At 71.7% G+C, this 23086-nt stretch carries 16 protein-coding genes; 14 read left to right on the forward strand and 2 right to left on the reverse strand.

The genetic code is table 11. The features are described 5' to 3' along the window. Nucleotides 1-96: 96 nt before the first annotated feature. Together ACSRUE_RS01795 and ACSRUE_RS01800 are read right to left on the reverse strand one after the other, a co-directional pair. The gene (locus ACSRUE_RS01795; RefSeq protein ID WP_441289510.1) at nt 97-4899 is read right to left on the reverse strand and encodes a hypothetical protein; all 4803 of its coding nucleotides are present in this window, start codon (nt 4897-4899) and stop codon (nt 97-99) included. A gap of 65 nt (nt 4900-4964) precedes the next feature. After that, nucleotides 4965-5894, reverse strand: a complete 930-nt coding sequence (locus ACSRUE_RS01800; protein ID WP_441289511.1) for a hypothetical protein — start codon at nt 5892-5894, stop codon at nt 4965-4967. Nucleotides 5895-6550: 656 nt separating this feature from the next. Between ACSRUE_RS01800 and ACSRUE_RS01805 the strand changes: the two genes are divergently transcribed. From ACSRUE_RS01805 to ACSRUE_RS01870, 14 genes are all read left to right on the forward strand, one after another. Next, the gene (locus ACSRUE_RS01805; RefSeq protein WP_441289512.1) at nt 6551-7048 is read left to right on the forward strand and encodes a type VI secretion protein; all 498 of its coding nucleotides are present in this window, start codon (nt 6551-6553) and stop codon (nt 7046-7048) included. A gap of 79 nt (nt 7049-7127) precedes the next feature. Next, on the forward strand, nt 7128-8471 hold the full coding sequence (gene tssK / locus ACSRUE_RS01810) for a type VI secretion system baseplate subunit TssK (protein WP_437762350.1): 1344 nt from the start codon (nt 7128-7130) through the stop codon (nt 8469-8471). Further along, nucleotides 8468-9268 carry a DotU family type IV/VI secretion system protein gene (locus tag ACSRUE_RS01815; protein ID WP_080599230.1) on the forward strand — a complete coding sequence of 267 codons (801 nt, stop codon included), beginning with the start codon at nt 8468-8470 and terminating at the stop codon, nt 9266-9268. The genes tssK and ACSRUE_RS01815 overlap by 4 nt, the downstream gene beginning before the upstream one ends. Then, entirely contained in the window at nt 9265-13272 is a 4008-nt protein-coding gene (locus ACSRUE_RS01820; protein WP_441289513.1) for a type VI secretion system protein, read from the forward strand. Before ACSRUE_RS01815 ends, ACSRUE_RS01820 begins: the two co-directional genes overlap by 4 nt. A gap of 28 nt (nt 13273-13300) precedes the next feature. Continuing rightward, the gene (gene tssA / locus ACSRUE_RS01825) at nt 13301-14359 is read left to right on the forward strand and encodes a type VI secretion system protein TssA (protein WP_437762353.1); all 1059 of its coding nucleotides are present in this window, start codon (nt 13301-13303) and stop codon (nt 14357-14359) included. Nucleotides 14360-14493: 134 nt separating this feature from the next. Then, entirely contained in the window at nt 14494-15000 is a 507-nt protein-coding gene (gene tssB, locus ACSRUE_RS01830; protein WP_437762354.1) for a type VI secretion system contractile sheath small subunit, read from the forward strand. 32 nt (nt 15001-15032) lie between these two features. Continuing rightward, on the forward strand, nt 15033-16520 hold the full coding sequence (gene tssC, locus ACSRUE_RS01835) for a type VI secretion system contractile sheath large subunit (RefSeq protein ID WP_441289514.1): 1488 nt from the start codon (nt 15033-15035) through the stop codon (nt 16518-16520). A gap of 121 nt (nt 16521-16641) precedes the next feature. Further along, the gene (locus tag ACSRUE_RS01840; RefSeq protein ID WP_441289515.1) at nt 16642-17130 is read left to right on the forward strand and encodes an Hcp family type VI secretion system effector; all 489 of its coding nucleotides are present in this window, start codon (nt 16642-16644) and stop codon (nt 17128-17130) included. Nucleotides 17131-17183: 53 nt separating this feature from the next. Beyond that, a complete protein-coding gene (gene tssE / locus ACSRUE_RS01845; protein ID WP_437762357.1) occupies nt 17184-17645 on the forward strand; it encodes a type VI secretion system baseplate subunit TssE in 462 nt (153 codons plus the stop codon). Then, nucleotides 17642-19444 carry a type VI secretion system baseplate subunit TssF gene (gene tssF / locus ACSRUE_RS01850; RefSeq protein ID WP_441289516.1) on the forward strand — a complete coding sequence of 601 codons (1803 nt, stop codon included), beginning with the start codon at nt 17642-17644 and terminating at the stop codon, nt 19442-19444. Before tssE ends, tssF begins: the two co-directional genes overlap by 4 nt. Next, complete coding sequence (tssG, locus tag ACSRUE_RS01855; RefSeq protein WP_441289517.1) at nt 19408-20490, forward strand: type VI secretion system baseplate subunit TssG; 1083 nt, start codon at nt 19408-19410, stop codon at nt 20488-20490. Before tssF ends, tssG begins: the two co-directional genes overlap by 37 nt. 92 nt (nt 20491-20582) lie before the next feature. Continuing rightward, the gene (locus ACSRUE_RS01860) at nt 20583-21614 is read left to right on the forward strand and encodes a DUF2169 family type VI secretion system accessory protein (protein ID WP_441289518.1); all 1032 of its coding nucleotides are present in this window, start codon (nt 20583-20585) and stop codon (nt 21612-21614) included. Further along, nucleotides 21614-22666 carry a hypothetical protein gene (locus ACSRUE_RS01865; RefSeq protein ID WP_441289519.1) on the forward strand — a complete coding sequence of 351 codons (1053 nt, stop codon included), beginning with the start codon at nt 21614-21616 and terminating at the stop codon, nt 22664-22666. The genes ACSRUE_RS01860 and ACSRUE_RS01865 overlap by 1 nt, the downstream gene beginning before the upstream one ends. Before the next feature lie 32 nt (nt 22667-22698). Beyond that, nucleotides 22699-23079, forward strand: coding sequence for a DUF4150 domain-containing protein (locus ACSRUE_RS01870; RefSeq protein ID WP_012241942.1), 381 nt, complete (start codon nt 22699-22701; stop codon nt 23077-23079). Nucleotides 23080-23086: the final 7 nt, after the last annotated feature.

Below are 23086 nucleotides of genomic sequence, written 5' to 3' on the forward strand. Positions count from 1 at the left end.
CTCCCGAGCCGATGAAGGCTTCCGTGTGGCCAGGCGCTGGGATTCGACACTCCCAAGGCGAGTCAGGCATCACATGCCCAGGAAGGACACCGTTCCTCACGGCATGCTGGCGATGGCGACGGAGCTGAAGCCCGTGCCGGCACCGACCCCGACGGCGGAGGTCCAGCTGCTGCATGCGCCGGAGGTCATCGCGGTGCACCGCGTGTGGCGAATGGCACCGGATGTGCCGGTGCCGCCGCCGGTCGAGTCGAGCACGTAGGCGAGCTCCACGGAGGCCGCCGCCGAGGTGCCGGCGCCGACGCCGCGGGCCAGCGCCGGAGAGCCCACGACGCGGATGCCGCTGACAGGCTCCGTCGGCCCCGACCAGCTGCCGCTGCCGCTCGGGTCGAAGAAGCTCGTGAACAACCTTCCCGCTGTCCCGCTGGAGCTCGACCGATAGGCCGCCACGGCACGCCCCCCATCGAGAGCGGCGAGCGCGACCTGATGCCCCGTCGTGTGCGAGCCAATCCGTGTCGGCGTGCTCCACGTCGTCCCCGTGCGTCTCGTCCAGTGGATCTGCCCGCCCGAGTTCACGAAGACCACCAGCAGATCAGCCCCGCTCCCACCGTGCAAGGTTGTGATCGAGGCCGGCACATCTGGTGAGATGCTTGTGCTGGGCAAGATTTCAGCGGTCCATACATTGACCGAATCCCTCTCCCTGACACGTAGCTGGCGCGTCTCATCGGTCGCGCTACCAGTCGTATAGACCACCGCCGGATGGCCCGATGGTAGCACCGCGATGTCAGGCGCCAACACGGACGCGGTTCCAGACATTTCCTCCCCCTCAGCAGAATTCCAGGCACCGCCGGAGAAATAGTTGTACCGGTACTTAAGGCCCATATCTCCGCTCACCAGGAACGCTGCATTGATAGAGTGCGGTTCGGAGCTGAGCGCCGGCCAGGCCAGGATGTTGAGGTCCCCGCCAACCCCCGCTGCGAAGTCGGTCCAGCTCCCGTCCGCGTAATCCCATCGCGTGTACCGCAGCTTGTTGAGGCTCGGACCCGAGCTGCCACGAACCAGCCCGATCCCTCCCTCCAGGTTCAGCGCCACAGCCACGCGGCTCGCCGTCTGCGCATCGGCGATCGTCGCAGTCTGCCAGCCTTCGCCGGGATGGAAGTGGGCGCCGAGGATCCCGTTCGCGCCGCCGAGCAGCACCACGGTGTGCGCCTGGCATGTGCCGGGGATCATCAGGTTCCCCGTGCAGAAGGCCCCAGCGACGCATTGCGAGTCGTCCGTGCAGCTCATCAGACACGCGTCACCCGCACAGGCGTAGAGGCCGCATGGCTCAGTGTCCGCCGGGCAGGCAGCTGACGTGCCGGTGCACCGCTCGTCCACGTCGCACTCGCCCGCCGCCGCGCGGCACACCGTTCCGTTCGCCCTCATCGCGTCGTTCGGGCACGCAGCGGCCGACCCGTTGCAGGTCTCCACCACATCGCAATCGCCCGCCGACGCGCGGCACACCGTCCCGCTCGGCACACGCGCGTCGTCCGGGCACGCAGCGGCCGTCCCGTTGCAGGTCTCCGCCACGTCGCAATCGCCCGCCGCCGCGCGGCACACCGTTCCGTTCGCCCTCATCGCGTCGTTCGGGCACGCAGCGGCCGTCCCGTTGCAGGTCTCCGCCACGTCGCAATCGCCCGCCGCCGCGCGGCACACCGTCCCGCTCGGCACACGCGCGTCGTTCGGGCACGCAGCAGCCGTCCCGTTGCAGATCTCCGCCACATCGCAATCGCCCGCCGCCGCGCGGCACACCGTCCCGCTCGGCACACGCGCGTCGTTCGGGCACGCAGCGGCCGTCCCGTTGCAGGTCTCCGCCACGTCGCAATCGCCCGCCGACGCGCGGCACACCGTCCCGCTCGGCACACGCGCGTCGATCGGGCACGCAGCGGCCGACCCATTGCAGGTCTCCGCCACGTCGCAATCGCCCGCCGACGCGCGGCACACCGTTCCGTTCGCCCTCATCGCGTCGTTCGGGCACGATACGGCCGACCCGTTGCAGGTCTCCGCCACATCGCACTCGCCCGCCGACGCGCGGCACACCGTCCCGCTCGGCACACGCGCGTCGATCGGGCACGCAGCGGCCGTCCCGTTGCAGGCCTCCGCCACGTCGCAATCGCCCGCCGCCGCGCGGCACACCGTGCCGCTCTGCACCCACGCATCGCTCGGGCACGCAGCGGTCGCCCCATCACACGTCTCCGCCACATCGCAATCGCCCGCCACCACGCGGCACACCGTTCCGGTCGGCCTCACCACATCGACAGGGCACACGGCGGTCGCCCCATCACACGTCTCCGCCACATCGCAACCGCCCGCCACCGCCCGACACGTCGTACCGGTCGGCCTCACCACATCGCTCGGGCACGCGGCCGTTGCCCCATCGCAGGTCTCCACCACGTCGCAGTCGCCCGCGACCGCGCGGCACACCGTTCCGCCGACCCTCATCGCATCGGCCGGGCACACGGTGCTCGACCCGTCACAGATCTCCGCGACATCGCAGCCGCCCGCCGCCGCGCGGCACACCGTGCCGCTCGGCGCACGCGCATCGCCCGGGCACGCAGTCCCCGCCCCATCGCAGGTCTCCGCCACATCGCAGCCGCCCGCCGCGGCGCGGCACACGGTCCCGCTCGCCCTCACCGCGTCGCCCGGACACACGGCGCTCGATCCATCACAGGCCTCCGCGAGATCGCACGCCCCCGCCGACGCACGGCACACCGCGCCGGACGGCCTCACCGCATCGCCCGGGCACGCTGGGCTCGTCCCGTTGCACCGCTCCTCCACGTCACAGCCGCCCGGCCCCGCCTCACGGCACACCGTCCCGCTGGGCCTCCTCTGATCGCTCGGACAAACCGCGCTCGTACCGCTGCACGTCTCCGCGATGTCACACTCGCCCTCCGCCTCGCGGCACACGGTGCCGCTGGGCAACCGCGTGTCGCCCGGGCACGCCGGGCTCAGGCCGCTGCACATCTCCGGCACGTCACACGCGCCGGCGGACGCACGGCACACGGTCGTGCTCGATCGGAACACATCGTCCGGGCACACCGCCCCCGTACCGGTGCACGTTTCCGGCACGTCGCAGTCGCCCGCCGCACCGCGGCACACCGTTCCGCTCGGCTTGAATGCCTCGGCGGGGCACGCCTTCGTCAGCCCGTTGCACGCCTCGGCGACATCGCAGTCCCCCGTGCTCGAACGGCACACGACGCCCGCGTCACGCACGCCGTCCGCAGGGCACACCGTGCTGGCGCCGTCACACAGCTCGGCGACGTCGCAAACATCCGTGGCCCCGCGGCAGATCGCCCCGGCAGGGCTCGGAGAGCAGGTGCCCAGGTGGCCGGCGACGTTGCACGCCTGGCAGTCGCCCGGACTGCCGTTTCCGCACGCCGTCTGGCAGCACACGCCGTCCACGCAGTAGCCGTCCGCGCACTCGGATGCCGACGTGCACGGCTCCCCAGGGCGAAGCTGGTCGGTGCACGCGTCGCCTCTGCAGCTGAAAGGAGCGCAGCTCTGGTTGCCCCGGTCCACGCACGACCCGCTCCCATTGCACGTGTCCGCGAGCTCCAGCGTGATGCCGTCGGCGCTGCAGGTCGCCTCCCTGCACGCCGTCGTCGCCGGGTGCTGCTGGCAGGCGCCAGCACCGTTGCAGAAGCCCGTGTTGCCACACGTCGCCGGTGCCTGGGAGTTGCACTCTTCATCCGGGTCCCGATCGGACGCGATCGGTCCGCAGACACCGTCCTGTCCGATGCCTCGCAGTGACGTCGTGCACGCATAGCAGAGGGCCGAGCACTCGGCGTCGCAGCACACACCGTCGACGCAGTGAGTACTCTCGCACTTCACGTCCGCGTCGCAGGGCTCACCGAGCCCCTTCTTCGGCTGGCACCTCGTCCCCGCGCAGATGGAGGTCTTGCAGTCGACGTCATCCCGGCACATCTCGCCGACCTCGCACTTCTCGAGGCACGAGCCGCCGCAGTCGATGTCGCTCTCGTTGCCGTCCAGCGCGTTGTCCGGGCAGCAAAAGGGGCCCTCGTCGACTTGCCCGTCGCAGTTGTCGTCCTCTCCGTTGCACGCCTCGGCGTCGCTCGTCGCCTTGGGCAGGCATCGGATGCTGCCGTCCTCGGCGTCGCACTGGGTGGTACCTGCGCTGCACCGGGCAGAGAGCCCCGTCTCGCAAGGCAACCCGACGCCGGGCAGGTCGTCGGTCACGCCATCGCAGTCGTTGTCCAGGTTGTCGCAGCGCTCCAGGCTGGGGAGGACATCATCCTTGCACTCGCCCCAGCGCCCCTCGTTGCAGTGCTGCCGGCCATAGTTGCACGGATCATGGCCGAGCGTGCCTTCCGGCCCTCTGTAGCAGAACTGCTCATCACCGTCGTTGCAAGGGCACCCCTCGTCGACCTCGCCGTCACAGTCGTTGTCCAGCTGATCGCAGAGCTCGGGCGTCGGCATGATGGCCCCCACGCACTGCCCCCAGACGCCGTTCTGGCAGGCCTGGGTCCCCTCGCGGCAGAGACCTCTCCCCTGGCCCAGGGTGTCCTGCGACGCGGGGTAGCACAGCTTCTCCGCCCCGTTCTGGCAGGCGCAATCATCCTCATCGATGGCGCCGTCACAGTCGTTGTCGAAATTGTCGTTGCACGTATCGCTGGGCTTCGGTTCGAGCGGTGGACAGGTGGCGGGTAGCCCGAGATCGTCGCACGCGTCGAGCAGCACCCAGCAGATCCCTCGGCCCTCATGGCACGAGACGGGAGGGAGCTCATCCGCGTTGGGATCGTTGCACGGATTGTGCTCGCTCTCCGTGTCGACGCCCAGGAGGTCGGCGCAGCTGGCGACCGTCGCGAGCACCCAGAACGCGAACAGGACGAGGCCCGCCGGCATGTTCGGCCCCCTGCCCGTGCGGCGCCGTGCCCCACCCGAGCTCGCTCCCCACCCAGACCCGCGCATCACCATACCCACCTCATCCCGGCGACAGCCTCGCGCGCGCTGCCCCCTGCCCATGGCTCCGGGTCCGCCGCGGCCCCCAGGCGACGCCGTGGTGCCTGACCCACGCGTGCAGGCACCGGCTCCGTCAGAAGCAACACCACCGCCACCCCGAGCGCGCCCAGGCCGACCCCGAAGCTCGCGGTGCTTATTGGGCTCGCGACCGCCGCCGTGTGGATCGCTTCCTCCCCCGTCTTGTTGCAGAAGCTGTCGCGGCAGTTCTCCGCGATGGTCTCCTTCTGGCTCAACGTCACCCAGCCTGCGATGGATCCGGCGACGACCCCTGCCAATCCCACGCCCCCCGCGATGTACATGCCGAGCCGGCGTCCTGACATCCCGTCGTCGATGGATGGAGGGAGCAACACCGGCACAGGCTCGAGCGGCCGGCTATATCGCACCGTCTTCGCCTCATCGCCGGGCTGCGCCACCGTCAGATCGATCGTCTGGCGCTCTCTCCGGTTCACGAAGAACCGCCTGTCCCGCGGCGGCCCCCCGGGCGGCTCGGTCCTCACCCACTGCTCTCCCGGATCGACCGGCACCGGGACCCCGAGCACCACCGGCACCGGGCTCGCCTTCGACGACCGCGTCACCTTCGTCCCCTTCGGCGCCGTCTCCGGCAGCCGGAACGTCACCCGGGGGATGTCGGCGTCGAGCCGCTCCCGCCTCTCGAGCGCGAGCTTCTGCCGCGCCGCCTCGTCCTGCTGCTCCGGAGGGGACAGGCGCTCGAGCGCGTCGAGGTATTCATCGTAGTGCAGCGCCGCCGTGGCGATGCGCCCCGCCCGCTCCTCGCACTCGGCAAGATGAAACAGCGTCCGCGGCCGCTTCTCCAGCCGATAGCTCTTGCGAAGCAGAGGACACGCCGCGTCGTGACGACCGGCCTGAAGGTCTGCCATCCCTTTCTCGAAGAGCTGCTCTGGATCGCTCGCGCTGGCCGGCGCCGTCGACCCCAGCAGCGCGCACCCCAGCAGGACCGCCGCCGCCCAGCTGCCAGACCGACGGTCGAGAGGACGACGCGGCGAAGAGGAGAGTTGGTCGGACCCTGCGCAGGTCGAAGCGGGCATCTCAGGTGCTCCATCAAGGTGGCAAGAAGGTCGTGGCGCCTCCGCGCCCGTCCTGCGCAGCCGGCATCTCCTCCACAACCAAGTCCCCGCTGCATCTTACGTGGGTGCCTAGCGCGGGCCAACGGAATAGTGCGCGGTCACGAGCCCCATGGCCGCCGGCTCGCGCGGCGCGAGACCGAGCCCGTCTCCTCTCGTGCGAGGCCCTCCGAGGTCGTTCCTTCCTCGGATTCCTCAGACCACGGCACACCGCGCCGGCCCTGCACACATGAACATCTCGACACGAAGAGGTATTTCGTGTGTCGGACTCGTTGCCAGTGCGCCTGAAGCATTCCGCGCGCACAGCACCGAATCAGCCGGCGCCGTGCCGTTCGACGCGGCGCTCACGCCTCGTTGCAGCAACCGGGCGAGCGCCTCGCCCGCATCGGCCGCTTCACCGGCCTCTGCAGTTTTTTTCCATGCGCCGCGCGCCCCCAGTTACCATCGCTTCCATGCCGTACCCGACCGGCGTCCGGGGGCGCCGGCTATCGTTCCGCCGCCCCCTCGGGGCCCTGCTGGCGGCCTGCGCGCTCATGGGTTGCGGGGGCGGGGTGGTCGCTACTCGCCTTCTTCTCGAGATCCGCATCGCCGCGCTGGCGAACCAGAACTCCCCGATCCCTGTCACGCTCCTGGCTGTCTATGACACGAAACTGTTCGAGCGCCTCGCCGAGATGTCGGCGAAGCAGTGGTACGAGCAAAGGGATCAGCTCCGGCGTGATTTCCCTGGCGGAGACGCGTTCACGGAGTGGGAATGGGAGTTCGTGCCGGGCTACACGCCGCCTCCGGTCGTGGTGGAGATCCCCCGAAACGCGAAGCCGCTCGTGTTCGCGAATTACCGCGCGCCCGGATCCCACCGCATCCGCCTCGGCTCCCAGCAGCGGATCCGGATCGAGCTGCAGGACGGGGACTTCGCCGTGACCACCCTCGAAGCCCTGGAGCAAAACCGATGACCGCGGGCAAACTCCCGACGCGCCACGCCACGGGCAGCCACGCTGCCGGGCAGCCACGCCTCGCCAGGAGAGCTCACGCATGAGGCGCGCCGCCGAGGTGCCCGCCGCCGTCCAGTGGCACGACGGCATGCTGCTCTCGCCGCAGCACTTCCAGGAGGCCGCAAGGCGCTCGGAGCGCCTCCTCGATTACCACCTCGGGCAGCTCCACCCGTTCCATTACGGGGTCCACCACCTCGAGATCGACGCCGGGCTCCTCGCGAGCGGCACGCTGCGCCTCCTCGAGGTCGAGGCCGTGCTCCCCGATCACCTCGTCGTCCATCACACCGCGCGTGATCCCGAGCTCCAGGTCGACCTCAAGCCCCACGCCGCCGAGCTCGCGTCAGGCCCCCTCACCGCGTACCTCGCCGTCCCCAAGGAGCACCTCGGCGGCGCCGCGACCGGGGGCGATCTCGCCCGCTATCGCTCGATTGAAGGAGCGCCGGTCCCGGACGACAACACGGGAGAGGAGCCGCTCCCGATCCCGCGCCTCGTCCCGGTGGCGCGCCTGCTCGTCGCAGCGGCGCCGCCGGCCCGCTTCGTGTGCCTGCCCATCGCGGAGGTGCGGCGCGAAGGCGAGGCGTTCGTGCGCACCGAATACCTGCCGCCGAGCATGTCCGTCCCGCTCACCTCCCCGCTCGGCGCGATGTGCGGCCAGATCACCGCGCGGCTGCGTGAAAAGGCGCTGCGGCTCGCCGACAGGCTCAGCGCGCATTCTCGCAGCAAGGAGCGAGACGTGCTCGAGGAGCTGCGCCGGCAAATCCACGCCCTCGTCACCGCGTTGCCCCCCTTCGAGGTCGTGCTCGGCACGGGCAGATCTCACCCCTACGCCCTCTACCTCGCGCTCTCCTCCCTCGTCGGCCACCTCGCTGCCCTCGCCCGCATGCCGGTCCCGCCCGTCCTGCCCGCTTACCAGCACGACGATCTGCGGGTCACCTTCGGCACCGCGCGCGACCACGTCTTCCGCCTCGTCGACGAGGGCATCCTGGAGTCGTTCACGGCTCACCCCTTCGACTTCGGCGACGGGCGCTACCAGGTGGAGTTCCAGCGGCGCTTCGCCGGGCGGCCCGTGCTCGTCGCCGTGCGCGGCCGCCGCGGGGCGCAGGAAAAAGACGTCGTGAGCTGGGTCGAGGGCGCGCTCATCGGCTCGGCGCGCCGCGCGCGCGAGATGCAGCAGAGCCGCGTGCTCGGCGCCGGACGGCGGCGCGTCGATCGCCACGGGGATCTGATCGCGCCCGCAGGGACCGTGCTCTTCGAGCTCGAGCCGTCGAGCCCTTACCTCGATCTCGGCGAGCCGCTCCTCATCTTCAACACGGGAGATCCCTCGGCGGCCGCCGGGCCTGCAGAGCTCGTCCTGTACGTGAAAGCGACCGACGAGCGAGCATGACCGCAGGAGCTACAGCCACCGTGGAGACGCCACGACGGGAGGCCCCGGCCCCTCTCCAGGGCAGCCCCGTGCAGGCGCTCGCGGGGAGCACGCTCCTGCTCGACGCCTTCCATGCGTTCTACGCCGAGGTCGTGCGGCAGCGACAGCTCGTCACCCTCGCGCACGGAGGGCTCGCGCCAGGCATCGAGACGGTGCGGCAGCGCCTCGTCGACTTCCTGGAGACCCAGGCCGTCTCGCTCGGCCGCAAGCTCACCAAGCACGAGCTCCGGGCCTACGACGACGCCCAGTACGTGATGGCCGCCATGGCCGATGAGCTCCTCCTCCAGGCCGAATGGGACGGGCGGTACGCGTGGGCGGAGCGCCCGCTGGAGGCGCACATCTTCCACACCTACGTCTCCGGCGAGCGCATCTTCCGCAAGCTCGACGACGTGCTCTCCGGGCACGACGCGGCCCCCTCCGCGCTGCTGCTCGTCTACCTCGCCGCCCTCGCGCTCGGCTTCCAGGGCAAATACCGCGCGCTCGGCCTGCGCGACAAGCCCGAGCGGTACCGGCAGGACCTGGCGCTCCACCTCCAGCGCGTCGATCCCACCCTGGCCACCGGGCTCACCGAGCTCTGCCCCCAGGCCCACGCGCACACCCTCGGGGGCTCGTCGCGGAGCCGGCTGCCGTCGCTGCGCGCCGGCGTCGTCCCGCTCGCCGTCGTCGCGGGCTTGCTGGCGCTCGCCGCGCAGGGCGTCTGGCTGTACCGCGTCGATCGCGTGGTCGAGGAGCTCGACCGGATCGAGGGCGCGCCGTGACGTGGCCCCTCGCGATCGCCCTCGCGCTGCTCGTCGCCGCGCTCGTCGGTCTGGCGCTGCTTCTCCGCGCGCGGCGCCGGCGCCGCGCGGCAGGCGCCGCGCCGACCGACGATCTCGAGCGCGAGATGGCGGGGCTCTTCACCGCAGCGCGCGCGGCGCTCAGGGCGTCGCCCGACGAGATCCCGTGCTTCCTCGTGCTCGGCGCCGCCGGCGCCGGCAAATCCACGCTGCTCGCCGGCGCCGGGCTCACGCCGCGCTCCGGGACGACCGCGCGCTCGCTGGGCGATCCGTCGACCTGCCAGGTGTGGCTCTTCGAGCGGGCGATGTTCGTCGAGCCGGCGGGGCGGCTGCTCGAGAGCGAGCCGCAGGGCGGCGGGGCGCCTCACGGGTCCGGCTTCCGCGCCGTCCTCGAGGCGATGCGGCGCGCGCGCTCCGAGCGGCCCGTCGACGGGATCCTCGTCGCGCTCTCCGCCCGCGACCTGCTCGACAGCGACGGCGCGGCGCCGGCCCAGCAACGGGAGATCGCCCACCTGCGCCTGCGGCTCGACGAGGCGCAGCAGCACCTCGGGATGCAGGTCCCCGTCCACCTCGCGATCACGCAGAGCGACCGGCTCGCCGGGTTCGACCGCTTCGCGCACGAGCTCGACGCCGATCTCCGCCAGGCGACGCTCGGCTGGGCGCAGCCGGGCGCCGCCTGGGTCGAGAGCACCGCGGGCCTCGTCGACGAGGCGCTCGGCAGCGTCGGCGCAGCGCTCTCCGCGATGCAAGCGCGCCGCCTCGCGGCGGACCGGCCGTTTGCGGCGGGCGTCGAGGCGTACTTCCTCTTTCCGGACGCGCTCCTCGCGCTGCGCGAGCCCCTGAGGCGGTCGCTGGAGGACCTCCTCCGCCCGAACGATGGCGGCGAGCCCGTCGCGGTCCGGAGCCTGTCCTGGGTCGGCCTGGAGCCGCCGGCGCAGCCCGAGCCCGCGCAGCCCGCGACGCCATCGGAGAGGCCGGCCGGGCGACGGGCGCTCTTCGCGCGGGATCTCCTCGAGAGGAAGGTGATCGCCGAGGCCTGCCTGGCGCGCCCGACCCGCCTCACGCTGCAGCGCCGGCAGCGCGTCGTGCGGGCGCTGAGGATCGCCACCGTCGCGCTCGCGCTCCTCTACAGCGTCTTCCTCGGCCTCGAGAGCAACCGCCTGGAGCGCCACGTCGCGTCGCTGCTCCCCTTCCTGAGCGACCTGGCGGCGAGCCTGCGCCACATGAAGCTCGAGGACCCCAGCGCCGACCCCTCGGGCGCGGTGCGCGCGGAGCGCTCCGTCCGCCTGCTCCAGGGGCTGAGCGCGATCGAGGGCACGCGGCTCCGCTCCGCGCTCGTGCCCGGATCGTGGCTGAGCGGCATCGACGCGCGGATCGAGCAGGCGATCGCGAGCGCCTACGAGCGGGTGATCCTCGACGCCTTCCGCGTCGGCCTCCACGCGAGGACGGGCCCGCTGTTCGGGGAGCCCCCCGCGCTGCTCCCCGCGGGCGCGGAGATCGCCGCGGCCACCTTGGAGCGCACGCCGGAGTACGTCGCGCTCGAGGCCTGGCTGCGCGAGGTGGCCGCGTTCGAGGGGCAGGTGGCGCGCTTCGAGACGCTCGTGGCCGGACCGCCGAAGGATCCCACGACCGAGGCCGGCGACGCGCGCGTCCAGAGCGTGGCCGATCTGGCCGAATCCGTCCTCCAGCACAGGCTCCCGCCCGCGCGCACGACGGCCTACCAGCGGCGCGCGCTCCTCGCCATCCCGCCCCTCGCGGCCTTCGGCCTCGACGCGTACCGCGATCCGGCGCGCGCCCGGTCCGATCGCCTCTTCAGCCAGCTCTACCAGCGCATCTCGCGGACGCTCGACGAGGCCGCGCTGCGCGCGGACGTCGACGCGCTCGTCCGGGGGCTGAAGGAGCTCGAGCGCGGCGGCCCCGAGTACCGGTCCGCGAGCCTCGCCGCCCTGCACGACGCGATCGCGCGCACCGAGGCGCGGCTCGGCGCGCCCACCCTCTCCTGGGTCGCGGCCGACAGGCTCCCGCCGAACGCCGCGCTCGATCGCCTGCTCGCGGCGGTCCGCACCTTGAAGCTGCTCGGCGATCCGGCCTACGGCCTGGTGAAAGACGACGGCGAGGGGCGGCTCTTGCTCCTGAAGAGCTACCTGGGCGGCGCAGAGACAGCGCTCTCGGGGCCGCTGCTCGTGCGCAAGGAGGGCGAGGTGCAGCTCCAGCTCTCGCCCTTCGTCGCCGCCCTCAAGGAGCCCTCGACCGCGCTCCTGCGCCAGCGCTTCATGGAGCCCGTCGACAACGTCGATCCGCTGCCGGCGACCCTCGACGACGCGCGCCTGAGCTGGAACGTCGAGGAGCTCAAGGAGGGCGCGAAGCGCCTCAAGGAGTACGAGGCGTTCGCGCAGGAGGAGGGGCTCAAGCGGTTCCCGGAGAAGGTGCGGGGCACGCTCGGGGAGCTCGCCCTGCGCAACCTGCGGGACAACGTCCTCGCCGCGGTCGGCAAGGCCGCGCGCCGGGAGATGGCCCCGCCTCCGAGCGAGTCGCGCCGCGTCGAGACGGTGCGCGCCGACGTCGGCACGCTCGCGCTCGCGAGCGAGCCGCTGCGGGAGATCCTGGCGGCCGCGGGGCGCCTCGGGCTGGAGGAGGTGCGCGATCGCGTCCGCGCGCTCGTGCGCGGCCAGGGCGCGTACCTGCTCACCCTCGCCAGCCGGACGCTCGAGGCCGACGGGCTCTACGAGGTCAAGAACGGGACGTTCCTCTGGTGGAACGGCGAGCGCAGCCCGGCGTTCGAGGCGTTCGGCCTCGCCGACGGCGACGGGGCGCAGCTCGCGGAGTACGCGGTGGCGCAGCGGGGCCGGGCCGACGCCTTGACCCGCGCGCTCGCCGAGCCCGTCCTCGGCTTGCTGGAGAGCGCCGAGGTCGCGGCCGATGCCCGGTCCGTCAACGGCATGGCGCCGTGGCAACACATCGTCGGGGCGCTCCGCGATTACGAGGGGAAGAAGGCCGGCAACAGCGTCGCCGCCCTGGAGCGCTTCCTCCTCAACGACCTGCCCACGGTCACGTTCGAGAACTGCATCGCGCAGATCGAGCGCGTGCCGGTCGACGTGCGCTCCGACGACTACTTCGCCAGGCGGCGCCGGCGCATCCTCGTCCTGCTCCGCGATCGGTGCGCCACGCTCGCCACGGAGGAGATCCGCACGAAATACCCGAGCCTTCGCCGCTCGTTCCACCGCTCGCTCGCGGACCGCTTCCCCTTCGCGCGGCTCGATCCGGGCGTCGAACGGGAGGACGCGAACCCCGACGACGTCCGGCTCTTCCTTCAGAGCGCGAGCGACTTCCGCAAGCGCTTCCGGCCCGTGCTGTCGCTGCGCGGCGGCGCCGCCGCCCGCGACGTCGTGCGCTTCCTCGACCGCATGGAGAAGGTGCGCGAGTTCCTCGCGCCGATGTGGGCGCAGGGGGACGCGACGATGGACGGCTCCTTCGACGTCACGACCGCCTTCCGCGTCAACCAGGCGCGCGAGGTGGCGGGCAACCAGATCGCCGAGTGGAGCCTGCGGATCGCCGAGGAGCGGCTGTTCCTGGGCGGGCCGAAGCCGACCGCCACCTGGCGGCTCGGCGACCCGGTCCAGCTCACGCTCCGGTGGGCGAAGAACAGCCCCGACATCCCGTCGGTCGAGCAGAACGCCGGCGCGGTCGCGAAGGAGCGGACGGCGACCTTCGAGGCGAGCGGCCCCTGGGCGCTCCTCCGGCTCATCGCGATGCACACGCACGCCGCGGAGGAGGCGGAGCTGAAGAAGGAGGACGCCGTCGCCAACATCCTCCAGCTCGTCGTGTTCACGATCCCCGATCCCGCCGGCGGCTGGCTGGAGCGGGCCGGTACGACCGGCGGCTCGGCCCGGGTGTTCGTGCGGCTCGGCCTCGTCGGCAAGGAGAAGGACAAGCAGCTCAAGTACCCCGATTTCCCGACGACCGCTCCGGTGCTCGACAGCGAGTAGCGCGGCAGCAGCGACGAACGAGGCACGCATGGCAGAACGCACCATCGCAATCGACATCGAGCGCCTCCTCGCGCCCATCTCGCAGGCAGCGCCCGCCGGGGCGCCGCTGCGCTACGAGGGCACCTACGATCGCGTCCGCGAGGCCCGGCGCGAGGACGATCCGACGCTGCCGCAGGGCGTGTGGGCGACGCGCCTCAAGGCGGCGGACTGGAAGCTCGTGGCGGAGCTCTGCGCCGAGGCGCTCGCGCGGCGCTCCAAGGACCTGCAGATCGCCGCCTGGCTCACGGACGCGTGGGCGCAGATCGGCGGGATCGGCGCGGCGGCGCCGGGGCTCCGGCTGATCGCGGAGCTCTGCGATCGCTACTGGGACGCGATGTTCCCGGCGCTCGACGACGACGGCCTCGAGGCGCGCGGCGACCTCGTCGGCTGGCTGGACGAGGCGCTCGCGCGGCGGCTCCGGATGGTCCCGCTCCTCGAAGGCAGCGACGACCGCCCCCCCTGCACGCTCGCCGACTGGGAGAGCGGCCGGATGGACGGCGGCGGCCCGGCCGAGGGCGCGCGCTCGGCCGAGCCCCTCGCGGCGCGGCTCTCCCTCGTCGATCGCTCGCGATGGACAGCGCTCCAGCGCGACGCGCGCGCCGCCCTGTCCGCGGCCGAGGCGCTGGAGCGGAGCCTCGCGGCGAGGATGGACCGCCCCCCGGTCCTCCACCGGACCCGCGGCGCGCTCCGCCTGCTCGGCGCCGCGACGGCGTCCGCCCTCGGCGAGCCCGCTGACGCTGACGACGCACCGGCGCCCGCCGCGGGAGAGCCCCCAGCGCAGAGCGCGGAGGACCCGGCGCCCGCGCGGGGTCCGGGCCCGGTGATCCAGAGTCGGGTGGAGGCGTATCGCCGGCTCAACGAGGCGGCCGACTACCTCCTTCGCACGGAGCCGCACAGCCCCGTCCCGTACCTCGTGAAGCGCGCGATCTCCTGGGGGAACATGTCGCTCGCGGAGCTGCTCGGCGAGTTCGTGTCGAGCGCCGACGACCTCGTCGCGATCTACCGGCTGCTCGGCATGCGCGGCCGGGAGGAGGGCGACGCCGGATGATCTCATGAGACCGCCGGCGCCGGCCCGATCCGACGATCGGCCCCCGGCCCGGCCGCGCGAGGGTGGATTGGCCCCGGGGAGAGCGTCCGCGCGAGATGCACGCTCGACCGAGGCCGCGGGAGAAAGGAACGACCATGGCAGAGAGCAAGCAACAATGGCTGAGCAGGAACCGCCCGCCTCGGGTGCAGATCACCTACGACGTCGAGACCGGCGGCGCGATCGAGAAGAAGGAGATCCCGTTCGTCGTCGGGATCATGACGGACCTGTCGGGCACCTCCGAGGCGCCGCGGCCCAAGCTCAAGGACCGCAAGTTCGTGGAGATCGATCGCGACAACTTCAATGAGGTCCTCGCCGCGGTGGCGCCCGAGGCCACGTGCCTCGTCGACAACAAGCTCACGGACGAGGGCGGCAAGCTGAAGGTCAGCCTCTCCTTCAAGAGCATGGATGACTTCCGGCCCGAGCAGCTCGTGGAGCAGGTCGAGCCGCTGCGCGCGCTGCTCCGCGCGCGGGAGCGGCTGAACGATCTGCTCGCGAAGCTCGAGGGCAACGACGATCTGAGCGGGATGCTCAAGCAGGTCGTCGAGGACACGAAGAAGCTCGAGACGCTCAAGCAGGAGCTCGAGAAGGGCCGGGGCGGCTGAGCCGCGATCTTAGGACGGGAAGGGAGAGAGCCATGGCGGAAGAGAGCACCCAAGCGGTCGGCTCGGCGGCGGCAACGCCGGCCGAGGAGATGAGCCTCATCGACCAGATCCTCGCGCAGGGGATGGTCCGCGGCGCGGCGGAGCCGCAACGAAAGCACGCGCGCGATCTCATCGATGAGTTCGTGAACCAGGTCCTCGACGAGAAGGTGAAGGTCGGGAGCGACACGGTGGCGGCCATCGAGGCGCGCATCGCCGAGATCGACGCGCGCATCAGCGCGCAGCTCGACGCCATCCTGCACCACAAGGAGTTCCAGCGGGTGGAGGCGCGCTGGCGGGGGCTGAACTACCTCGTCATGAACACCGAGACCTCGACGCGGCTGAAGCTGCGCGTGCTCAACGTGAAGAAGGACGAGCTGCGCAAGGACTTCGAGGCCGCGGCGGACTTCGACCGGAGCGCGGTCTTCAAGAAGGTCTACGAGGAGGAGTACGGCACCTTCGGGGGCGCGCCGTATGGCATGCTCGTCGGCGACTACGAGTTCGATGGCACGAACCCCGACGTCTCCCTCCTCACGGAGCTCTCCAAGGTGGCGGCCGCGGCGCACGCGCCGTTCATCGCGGCGGCGTCGCCCGAGCTCTTCGACATGCCGAGCTTCACCCAGATCGGCGTCCCCGGCGACCTCGCGAAAATATTCGAGAGCACGCAGCTCATCAAGTGGCGCGAGTTCCGCGAGTCGGAGGACTCGCGCTATGTCGGGCTGGTCCTACCGCACGTCCTCATGCGCCTGCCGTACGGGCCGAAGGGCGTCCCGGTCGAGGGGTTCAATTACGAGGAGCAGGTCGGCGAGGGTGACGGGAACTTCCTCTGGGGGAACGCGGCGTACGCGCTCACGCAGCGGATCACGAACGCCTTCGCGCTCTACGGCTGGTGCGCCGCGATCCGCGGCGTCGAGGGCGGCGGCCTCGTCGAGAACCTCCCGCTGCACACCTTCAAGACGAGCGAGGGCGATATCGTCGCCAAGATCCCGACCGAGGTCGCCATCACCGACCGGCGCGAGAACGAGCTGTCGGAGCTCGGCTTCATCGGGCTCTGCTACAAGAAGGGGAGCGCGCAGGCGGCCTTCTTCGGCGGCAGCACCACGAACAAGCCGAAGGCGTACAACCTGCCGCAGGCGAACGCGAACGCCCGGCTGAGCGCGCAGCTCCCTTACATCCTCGCTGCATCCCGGTTCGCGCACTACGTCAAGGTGCTCATGCGCGACAAGATCGGGAGCTTCGGCTCGCAGGAAGGCGTCTCCAACTACCTCAACAACTGGATCGCCGACTACGTGCTCCTCAACGACGGCGCAGGCCAGGAGACCAAGGCGCGGCTGCCGCTGCGCGAGGCGCGGGTCGACGTCTCCGAGGTCCCCGGCAAGCCCGGCGCGTACCGCGCGGTGGTGTTCCTGAAGCCGCATTTCCAGCTGAACGAGCTCACGGTCTCGATGCGGCTCGTCGCGGAGCTGCCGCCGCCTGCGGCGTGACGAGGAGCGGCGCGCGCCGCGTACGTGCGTGCGTAGAAGATGGCCGCGCTCGCGGAGGCGCCTCGCGATGGGGCCCGGCCGCGCGCGGGCTGCGCAATCGTGGATAGAGGAGGGATGAACCATGCAGAACGTCTATTGGGAAATCGATGGCATCAAGGGCGAGAGCACGTCGGCGCAGGGCAAGGACATGATCGAGCTCCTGTCCTTCAATCACGGCGTGTCCATGCCGCTCACGGCCGGGCCCTCGAACACGAGCCGCGCGAGCGGCCGGTGCGTTCACAACGACTTCACCGTCTCCAAGTACCTCGACATCGCCTCGCCGACGCTCAACCTGAAGTGCTGCGGCGGCGAGGACATCAAGTCGATGAAGGTGCACATCTGGAAGGCCGACGCCGCCGGGGCGCCGCACAAGTACATGACGTACACCTTCGATAGCTGCATCATCACCTCCGTCTCGGTGACGGGCGGCGGGGATCAGCCGATCGAGACCATCACCTTCGGCTACAAGAAGATCACCTGGGACTACGCGCAGCAGAAGCAGGAGGCGCCGGGCGGGGCCAAGGGCAAGAGCTCGGCGAGCTTCAGCCTCGAAGAGAACAAGGGCAAGTGATCTCGCGGGGCCGAGGGCGCGCCGCCGCCCCGGCCTCGTGACGAGGACGCGAGATGGACGAGAGCTGGGGCGCGGCGGACGCGGGGCGTGTACCGCTCTTCGACCGCCTGGTCGACGACAACCCATCGCAGCGCAGCGAGGCGCGGCCGAAGCGCAGCCACGACCTCGACGCGCTGCGCGCCTCGGTTCTCCGCGAGCTCGAGCGGCTGCTCGGCACGCGCTGCCCCGTGCCCGGAGACGTGGCCCTCGCGCGCCAGCGCACCGTGATCGACTACGGCCTTCCCGACCTGGAGCTCGGCGGCCGCGACGTCGTCAAGGAAGACCGGTTCCGCGTCGCGCGGCTCGTCCAGCAGACGATCGAGGCGTACGAGCCCCGCCTCGCGCGGGTCGAGGTCGAGCTGCTCCCTCCCGCGGACGGCGACGCGCGGTACCGCGTCGCCGTCCGCGCGCTGCTCGTCACCGAGCGGGTGCGCGAGCCGCTCAGCTTCACCCTGCCGCTGCCGGAGGTCGGGTGACGACGACCGACCACGACGCCGAGCTGCTCGATCTCTACGCCCGCGAGCTCGCCTACCTGCGGGAGCGCGGCGCCGAGTTCGCCGCGGCGTACCCCAAGATCGCCGCGCGCCTCGGCCTGGAGGGGCGCCACTCGGCGGATCCGCACGTCGAGCGCCTGCTCGAGTCGTTCGCGTTCCTGACGGCGCGCCTCCAGCGCCGCCTCGACAGCGATCTCCCCGAGCTCACCACGTCGCTGCTCGGCGTCCTCTATCCGCCGCTGCTCTCGCCCATCCCGTCGATGGCGATCGCGGCCTTCGAGGTGAGCCCCAGGGACAGCAAGCTCACCTCGGGCCACGTGATCGAGCGGGGCACGCCGCTCTTCGCCGAGGCGCACGGGGGCCCGACCTGCCGTTTCCGGACGTGCGCCCCGGTCACGCTCTGGCCGATCGAGATCGAGGCCGCCGGCTTCGGCGCGCCCGAGGCGCTGGATTTGCCGCCGGGCTCCGGCGGCGTGATGGCGGCGCTCCGCATCCGCCTGCGGAGCGGCGGCCCTCCGCTGCGCGCGCTCGGGGTGCGGCGGCTGCGCTTCTTCCTGAGCGGCGGTGGCCTGAGCGGCTATCGCCTGTACGAGCTGCTCTTCGGCCACACGCTGCGCGTCCTCTGCGCCGGCGAGGGCGGCAGCCGGGATCTCGCCGAGGCGCGGCTCCACCCGGTCGGCTTCGGGCCCGACGAGGAGGCGCTCCCCTACCCCGTGCACGCGTCCCCCGGGCACCGGCTGGTCCAGGAGTACTTCGCCTTTCCCGAGAAGTTTCTCTTCTTCGACGTCGAGCTCACGCACCTCCCCGAGGGCACGGCGTGCAGCCTGCTGTTCCTGCTCGATCAGCGCCCGCCCGCGAGCCTCGTGGTGCGGGCCGACACCTTCCGGCTCGGCTGCGCGCCGATCGTCAACCTGTTCTCCCGCACGACCGAGCCGATCCGGGTCGATCACCGCTTTCCGGAGTACCGCCTGGTCGCGGACGCGCGCCGCGAGCGCACGACCGAGATCCACTCGATCCACAAGGTCACGGCGACTGCGCCGGGCGAGGCGGAGCAGGTGGAGTACGCGCCGTTCTTCTCCTTCACGCACCACGCCGAGGGCGCGGGCCCGCGGGCGTTCTGGCAGGCCCGCCGCGTCGCGACGTCGCGCGAGGACGTGCCCGGCACGGACGTGACGCTTTCGTTCGTCGATCTCGACCTCTCGCCTCGGCGGCCGCCATCCCGGGTCGTGTACGCCTCGGTGCTGTGCACCAACCGCGACCTCCCCGAGGAGCTGTCCGCCGGCGTGTCGCTGTCCCTCGAGCGTGGGGCCGCCATGGGCCGGATCACCTGCCTCACCAAGCCGACCCCGCAGCGCGATCCTCCGCTCGGCGGACAGGCGCTCTGGCGGCTCGTATCGAACTTATCGCAGAACCACCTCGCGATCTCTGGGCCGGGCGGCATGGACGCGCTGAAGGAGATCCTGCGCGTCTATCTCTTCGCGTCGATCCCCGAGGCGGAGCGCCAGATCCAGGGCATCGTCGGCGTGTCGGCGCGCACCGTGACGCGGCGGATCGGCGCGGACGCGTGGCGCGGGTTCTGCCGCGGGACGGAGGTGACGCTGACGCTCGACGAGGAGCAGTTCGTCGGATCGAGCCCGCTCTTGTTCGCGGAGGTGCTGAGCCGATATCTCTCGCTGCATGCGCACATCAACTCGTTCACGGAGCTCGTGCTGAGGAGCACGGGGCGCGCGGAGGTCTGGAAGCGATGGCAACCGATGGCAGGCGCGAAGGCGCTTCTGTAGGCGAGGAGGACTGGCTCTTCGCCGAGGGCCGCCGCTTCGACTTCTTCCAGGCGGTGGCGCTGCTGGAGGCGCGGGCGGAGGGCTGCCGGAGCGTGGGCGAGAGCTCCGAGCCCGCGGCCGAGGCCGTGCGGCTGCGCGGCGCGATCGACCTCGCGTTTTCCGAGACCGACGTGGCCGGGATCGAGCGCCCCGCGCGCGAGGGGGAGCCGCCGGTGCTGACGGCGAGCTTCATGAGCCTCGCGGGCGCGCTCGGGCCGCTGCCGCCGCCGTTCGCGGAGCTCGTGTACCAGCGCGCGGCGCGGCGCGACCTCGCGCTGCGCGATTTCCTGGACATCTTCAACCACCGCCTGCTCTCGCTGGTCTACCGCATCCGCAAGCGGCACCGGATCGGGCTCGGCGTGGCGTCTCCGGAGCAGGACGACGCCGCGCGGTACCTTTATGCGTTGATCGGCCTCGGGTTGCCGTCGCTGCGCGGGAGGTTACCGGTGAGCGACCGCGCGCTGCTGGAGCCGGCGGCGCTGGTGGCGCGGGAGGTGCGGCCGATCGGGGGGCTCACGGCGCTGCTGCGGCACCACCTGCGGGTGCCGGTCGAGGCGGCGCCGCTGACGGGGGCGTACCACCCGATCGAGGAGAGCGATCGGACCGCGATCGGGCCCTCGGGGCGCAACCGGGGGCTCGGGCGAGGGGCGCTCCTGGGGCGGCGGGCGTGGGACCAGGAGGCGGGGTTCGAGCTCGTCGTGGGGCCGCTCTCGCTCCGGGATTACGTGCGCTGCTTGCCCGGGGGGGACCTGCTCGAGCCGCTGTGCGCGCTGACGCGGTTCTATGCGGGTGATGCGCTGAGCTTCACGGTGCTCCTGCGCCTGCGCGCCGGGGAGGCGCCGGCGGCGCGCCTCGGGAGGCGGCACGGGGCGCGCCTCGGGACGACGGCGTGCCTCGGCGGGGGCGCGCGGAGGCGGGAGCCGATCGAGAAGCGGCTGCGGGGGGCGGCGCTCCGGGGTACTGGCGATCCGGATGCGGGCCTGGGCGCCGCGCCGCGGTCTGGTTGAGGAGCTCGGTCGACTGGCGCTCTGGCCTTCCGCTCGCCACACCGACGCTCGCCACACCGACCCGACCCGCTCGCTCTTCACGCCGAACTCCCATGCTCCAGCTCAGGAACAACACCGCGTTCGAGGCGAACATCGCGCTCTTCCCGGACGCTCGCGGGGTGGACACGCTCTACGTCGCGGTCCGCGCGACCTTCGCTCTCCGGGGCGGAGCGCTGCGCATCGCCGAGGCGCAGGAGCCGCTGAAGCTCGCGGACGAGTACTGGGGCGAGCCCGGGCAGACCAGCCTGAAGCACGCCGCCGATCTCCACCTCGGCAAGCCGGCGACCGACGTGGTGCTGCTCGGCGAGGCGTGGGCGCCGCGCGGGCGCCCGGCGCCTTCGGTCGATGTGTCCCTCGCGGTCGGCCCGGTCGCCAAGGTGATCCGCGTCTTCGGCGATCGGGAATGGCGCGGCCCGCTGGATCTTCGCATCTCCCCGCCGGTCCCGTTCGAGCGGTTGCCGCTCGTCTACGAGCGCGCCTTCGGCGGCGTGCTGAAGTACGATCCCGAGAAGGGTCCCCTGGAGATCGACCAGCGCAATCCAGTGGGTATCGGCTTCGGCCTTCGGAGCGCGCCGCCCGAGAAGGCGGTGCGGCGGCTGCCCAACCTGGAGGACCCGGCGCACCTCGTCTCGGGCACGCGCGACCGCCCGCCGCCCGCGGGCTTCGGCTTCATCGCGCCCTCGTGGGAGCCGCGCAAGCGGTATGCGGGGACCTACGACGAGGCCTGGCAGGAGACGCGGGCGCCGTACCTGCCGAAGGACTTCGACGCGCGCTTCTTCAACGCGGCCTCGCCGGGGCTCGTCTGTCCGGGCCACCTGCGCGGGGGCGAGCCGGTCAAGGTGCAGAACGCCTCGCCAGATCCCTGGGATGTGCGGCTGCCGCTGTGCGATCTCGACGTGAAGGTCACGATCGAACCCGGCGTGGAGCGGCCGCCCATGCGGCTTCAGACCGTGATGCTCGAGCCTGGCGAGGGGCGGCTCGGGATCGTGTGGCTGGGCGAGGTGGGTTGCGACAAGCGAGCGCTCAAGGTGAAGCTGGTGGAGATCGACGCGAAGCGGATCGAGCTGAGCGGACGGAGGTCGTGATGGCGGCGCCGGGCGCGGACATCCTGCGGGTCGGCATGGTGAGCTCTGTCGGGCTGAGCGCCGAGGTGACGAGCGCGGCGGTCCGGGCGGGGATCGATCGGTTCCAGCAGAGCTCGGTCCTGGATCGCCGCTTCAATCCGCTGGTCATGGCGCTCGTGGCGACTCCGGATCTGCCGCCGCTCGCGCCTGCGCTCGAGGGGATCGCCGGGCTGACCGCGCGGCAGATCCGGATGCTGCGGCTGGCCGGCCCGGCGCTGCGCGCATGCCTCGAGGACGCTCCGCCCGGACCGGCGGCGGTGCTGCTCGCGGGGCCCGAGGCGTTCCCGGGAGGCCGTCCCGCGCCGATCGAGCCGGTTTTCCTGGAGCACCTCGCTGCGCAGGCGGGGGTGAAGCTCGATCTGGCGCGCAGCCGGGTGTTCCCGGCGGGGCGGGCGGGGGTCTTCCTGGCGCTCGCCGCGGCGCTGGAAGGGCTGTCCGCACGCCGGTATGATCGCGTCGTGGTGGGCAGCGTGGATACGCTCCTCGACCTGTACCTGCTCGGGACGCTGGACCTCGAGGAGCGCCTGCGCGCGGCGGGGATCTTCGACGGCTTCATCCCGGGGGAGGGCGCGGCGTTCCTGATGCTCGCGCGGCCGGGCTCGGGGCGCGCGCCGCTGTCGCGGCTCGTCTCGGTGGGCACGGCGGAGGAGGAAGGGCACCGCTACACGACGGCGGCGCCGTACCGCGGTGAGGGGCTGGATGCCGCGCTCAAGACCGCGTTCGCGGCGGCGCCGGGGGGGCCTGTACGGACGGTGTACGCCGGCTTCAACGGCGAGAGCTTCTTTGCCAAGGAGTGGGGGGTGGCGGTGGCGCGGCACAAGAAGAGGATCGCCGAAGACTTCGTGATCGAGCACCCGGCGGACTGCGTGGGTGACGCGGGGGCGGCGCTCGGGGCGATGCTCGTGGGGCTGGCGGCGATGTCGCTGGCAGAGGGCCGCCGTCCGTCACGCTGTCTGGTGTGGGCGCCGTCGGATCTGGCGGCGCGCGGCGCGGCGATCCTGGACAGGGAATGATTCGGTAGCGGAAGGGACTGGAGGAGCGAGCGATGGGAACGAAGGTGTTCGCCAACATGCGCGGGGTGGTCCACAAGCAGAGCGGCGGCATGAGCATGGTGTTCCCCGACGTCTGCAAGACGCCGACCCCCGGCGGCCCGGTACCGATCCCCTATCCGAACATCGGGCAGGCGTCGGACACGTCGGACGGGCCGAAGAAGGTCACGTGCGACGGGAAGATGCCGATGGTGAAGGGGGCGAAGTACTCGAAATCGAGCGGCGACGAGGCGGGGACGGCCGGCGGCGTGATGAGCTCGTGCAACCGGGGGGAGTGCGAGTTCATGCTGTACTCGTTCGACGTGAAGTTCGAGGGGAAGAACGTGTGCCGGCTGGGGGACCCGCTGTTCCATAACAAGAAAAACATGATGGGGTAGGCGATGA

Source organism: Sorangium sp. KYC3313, assembly GCF_052075895.1.
In the GTDB taxonomy this organism is placed as follows: Bacteria; Myxococcota_A; Polyangia; order Polyangiales; family Polyangiaceae; genus Sorangium; species Sorangium cellulosum_B.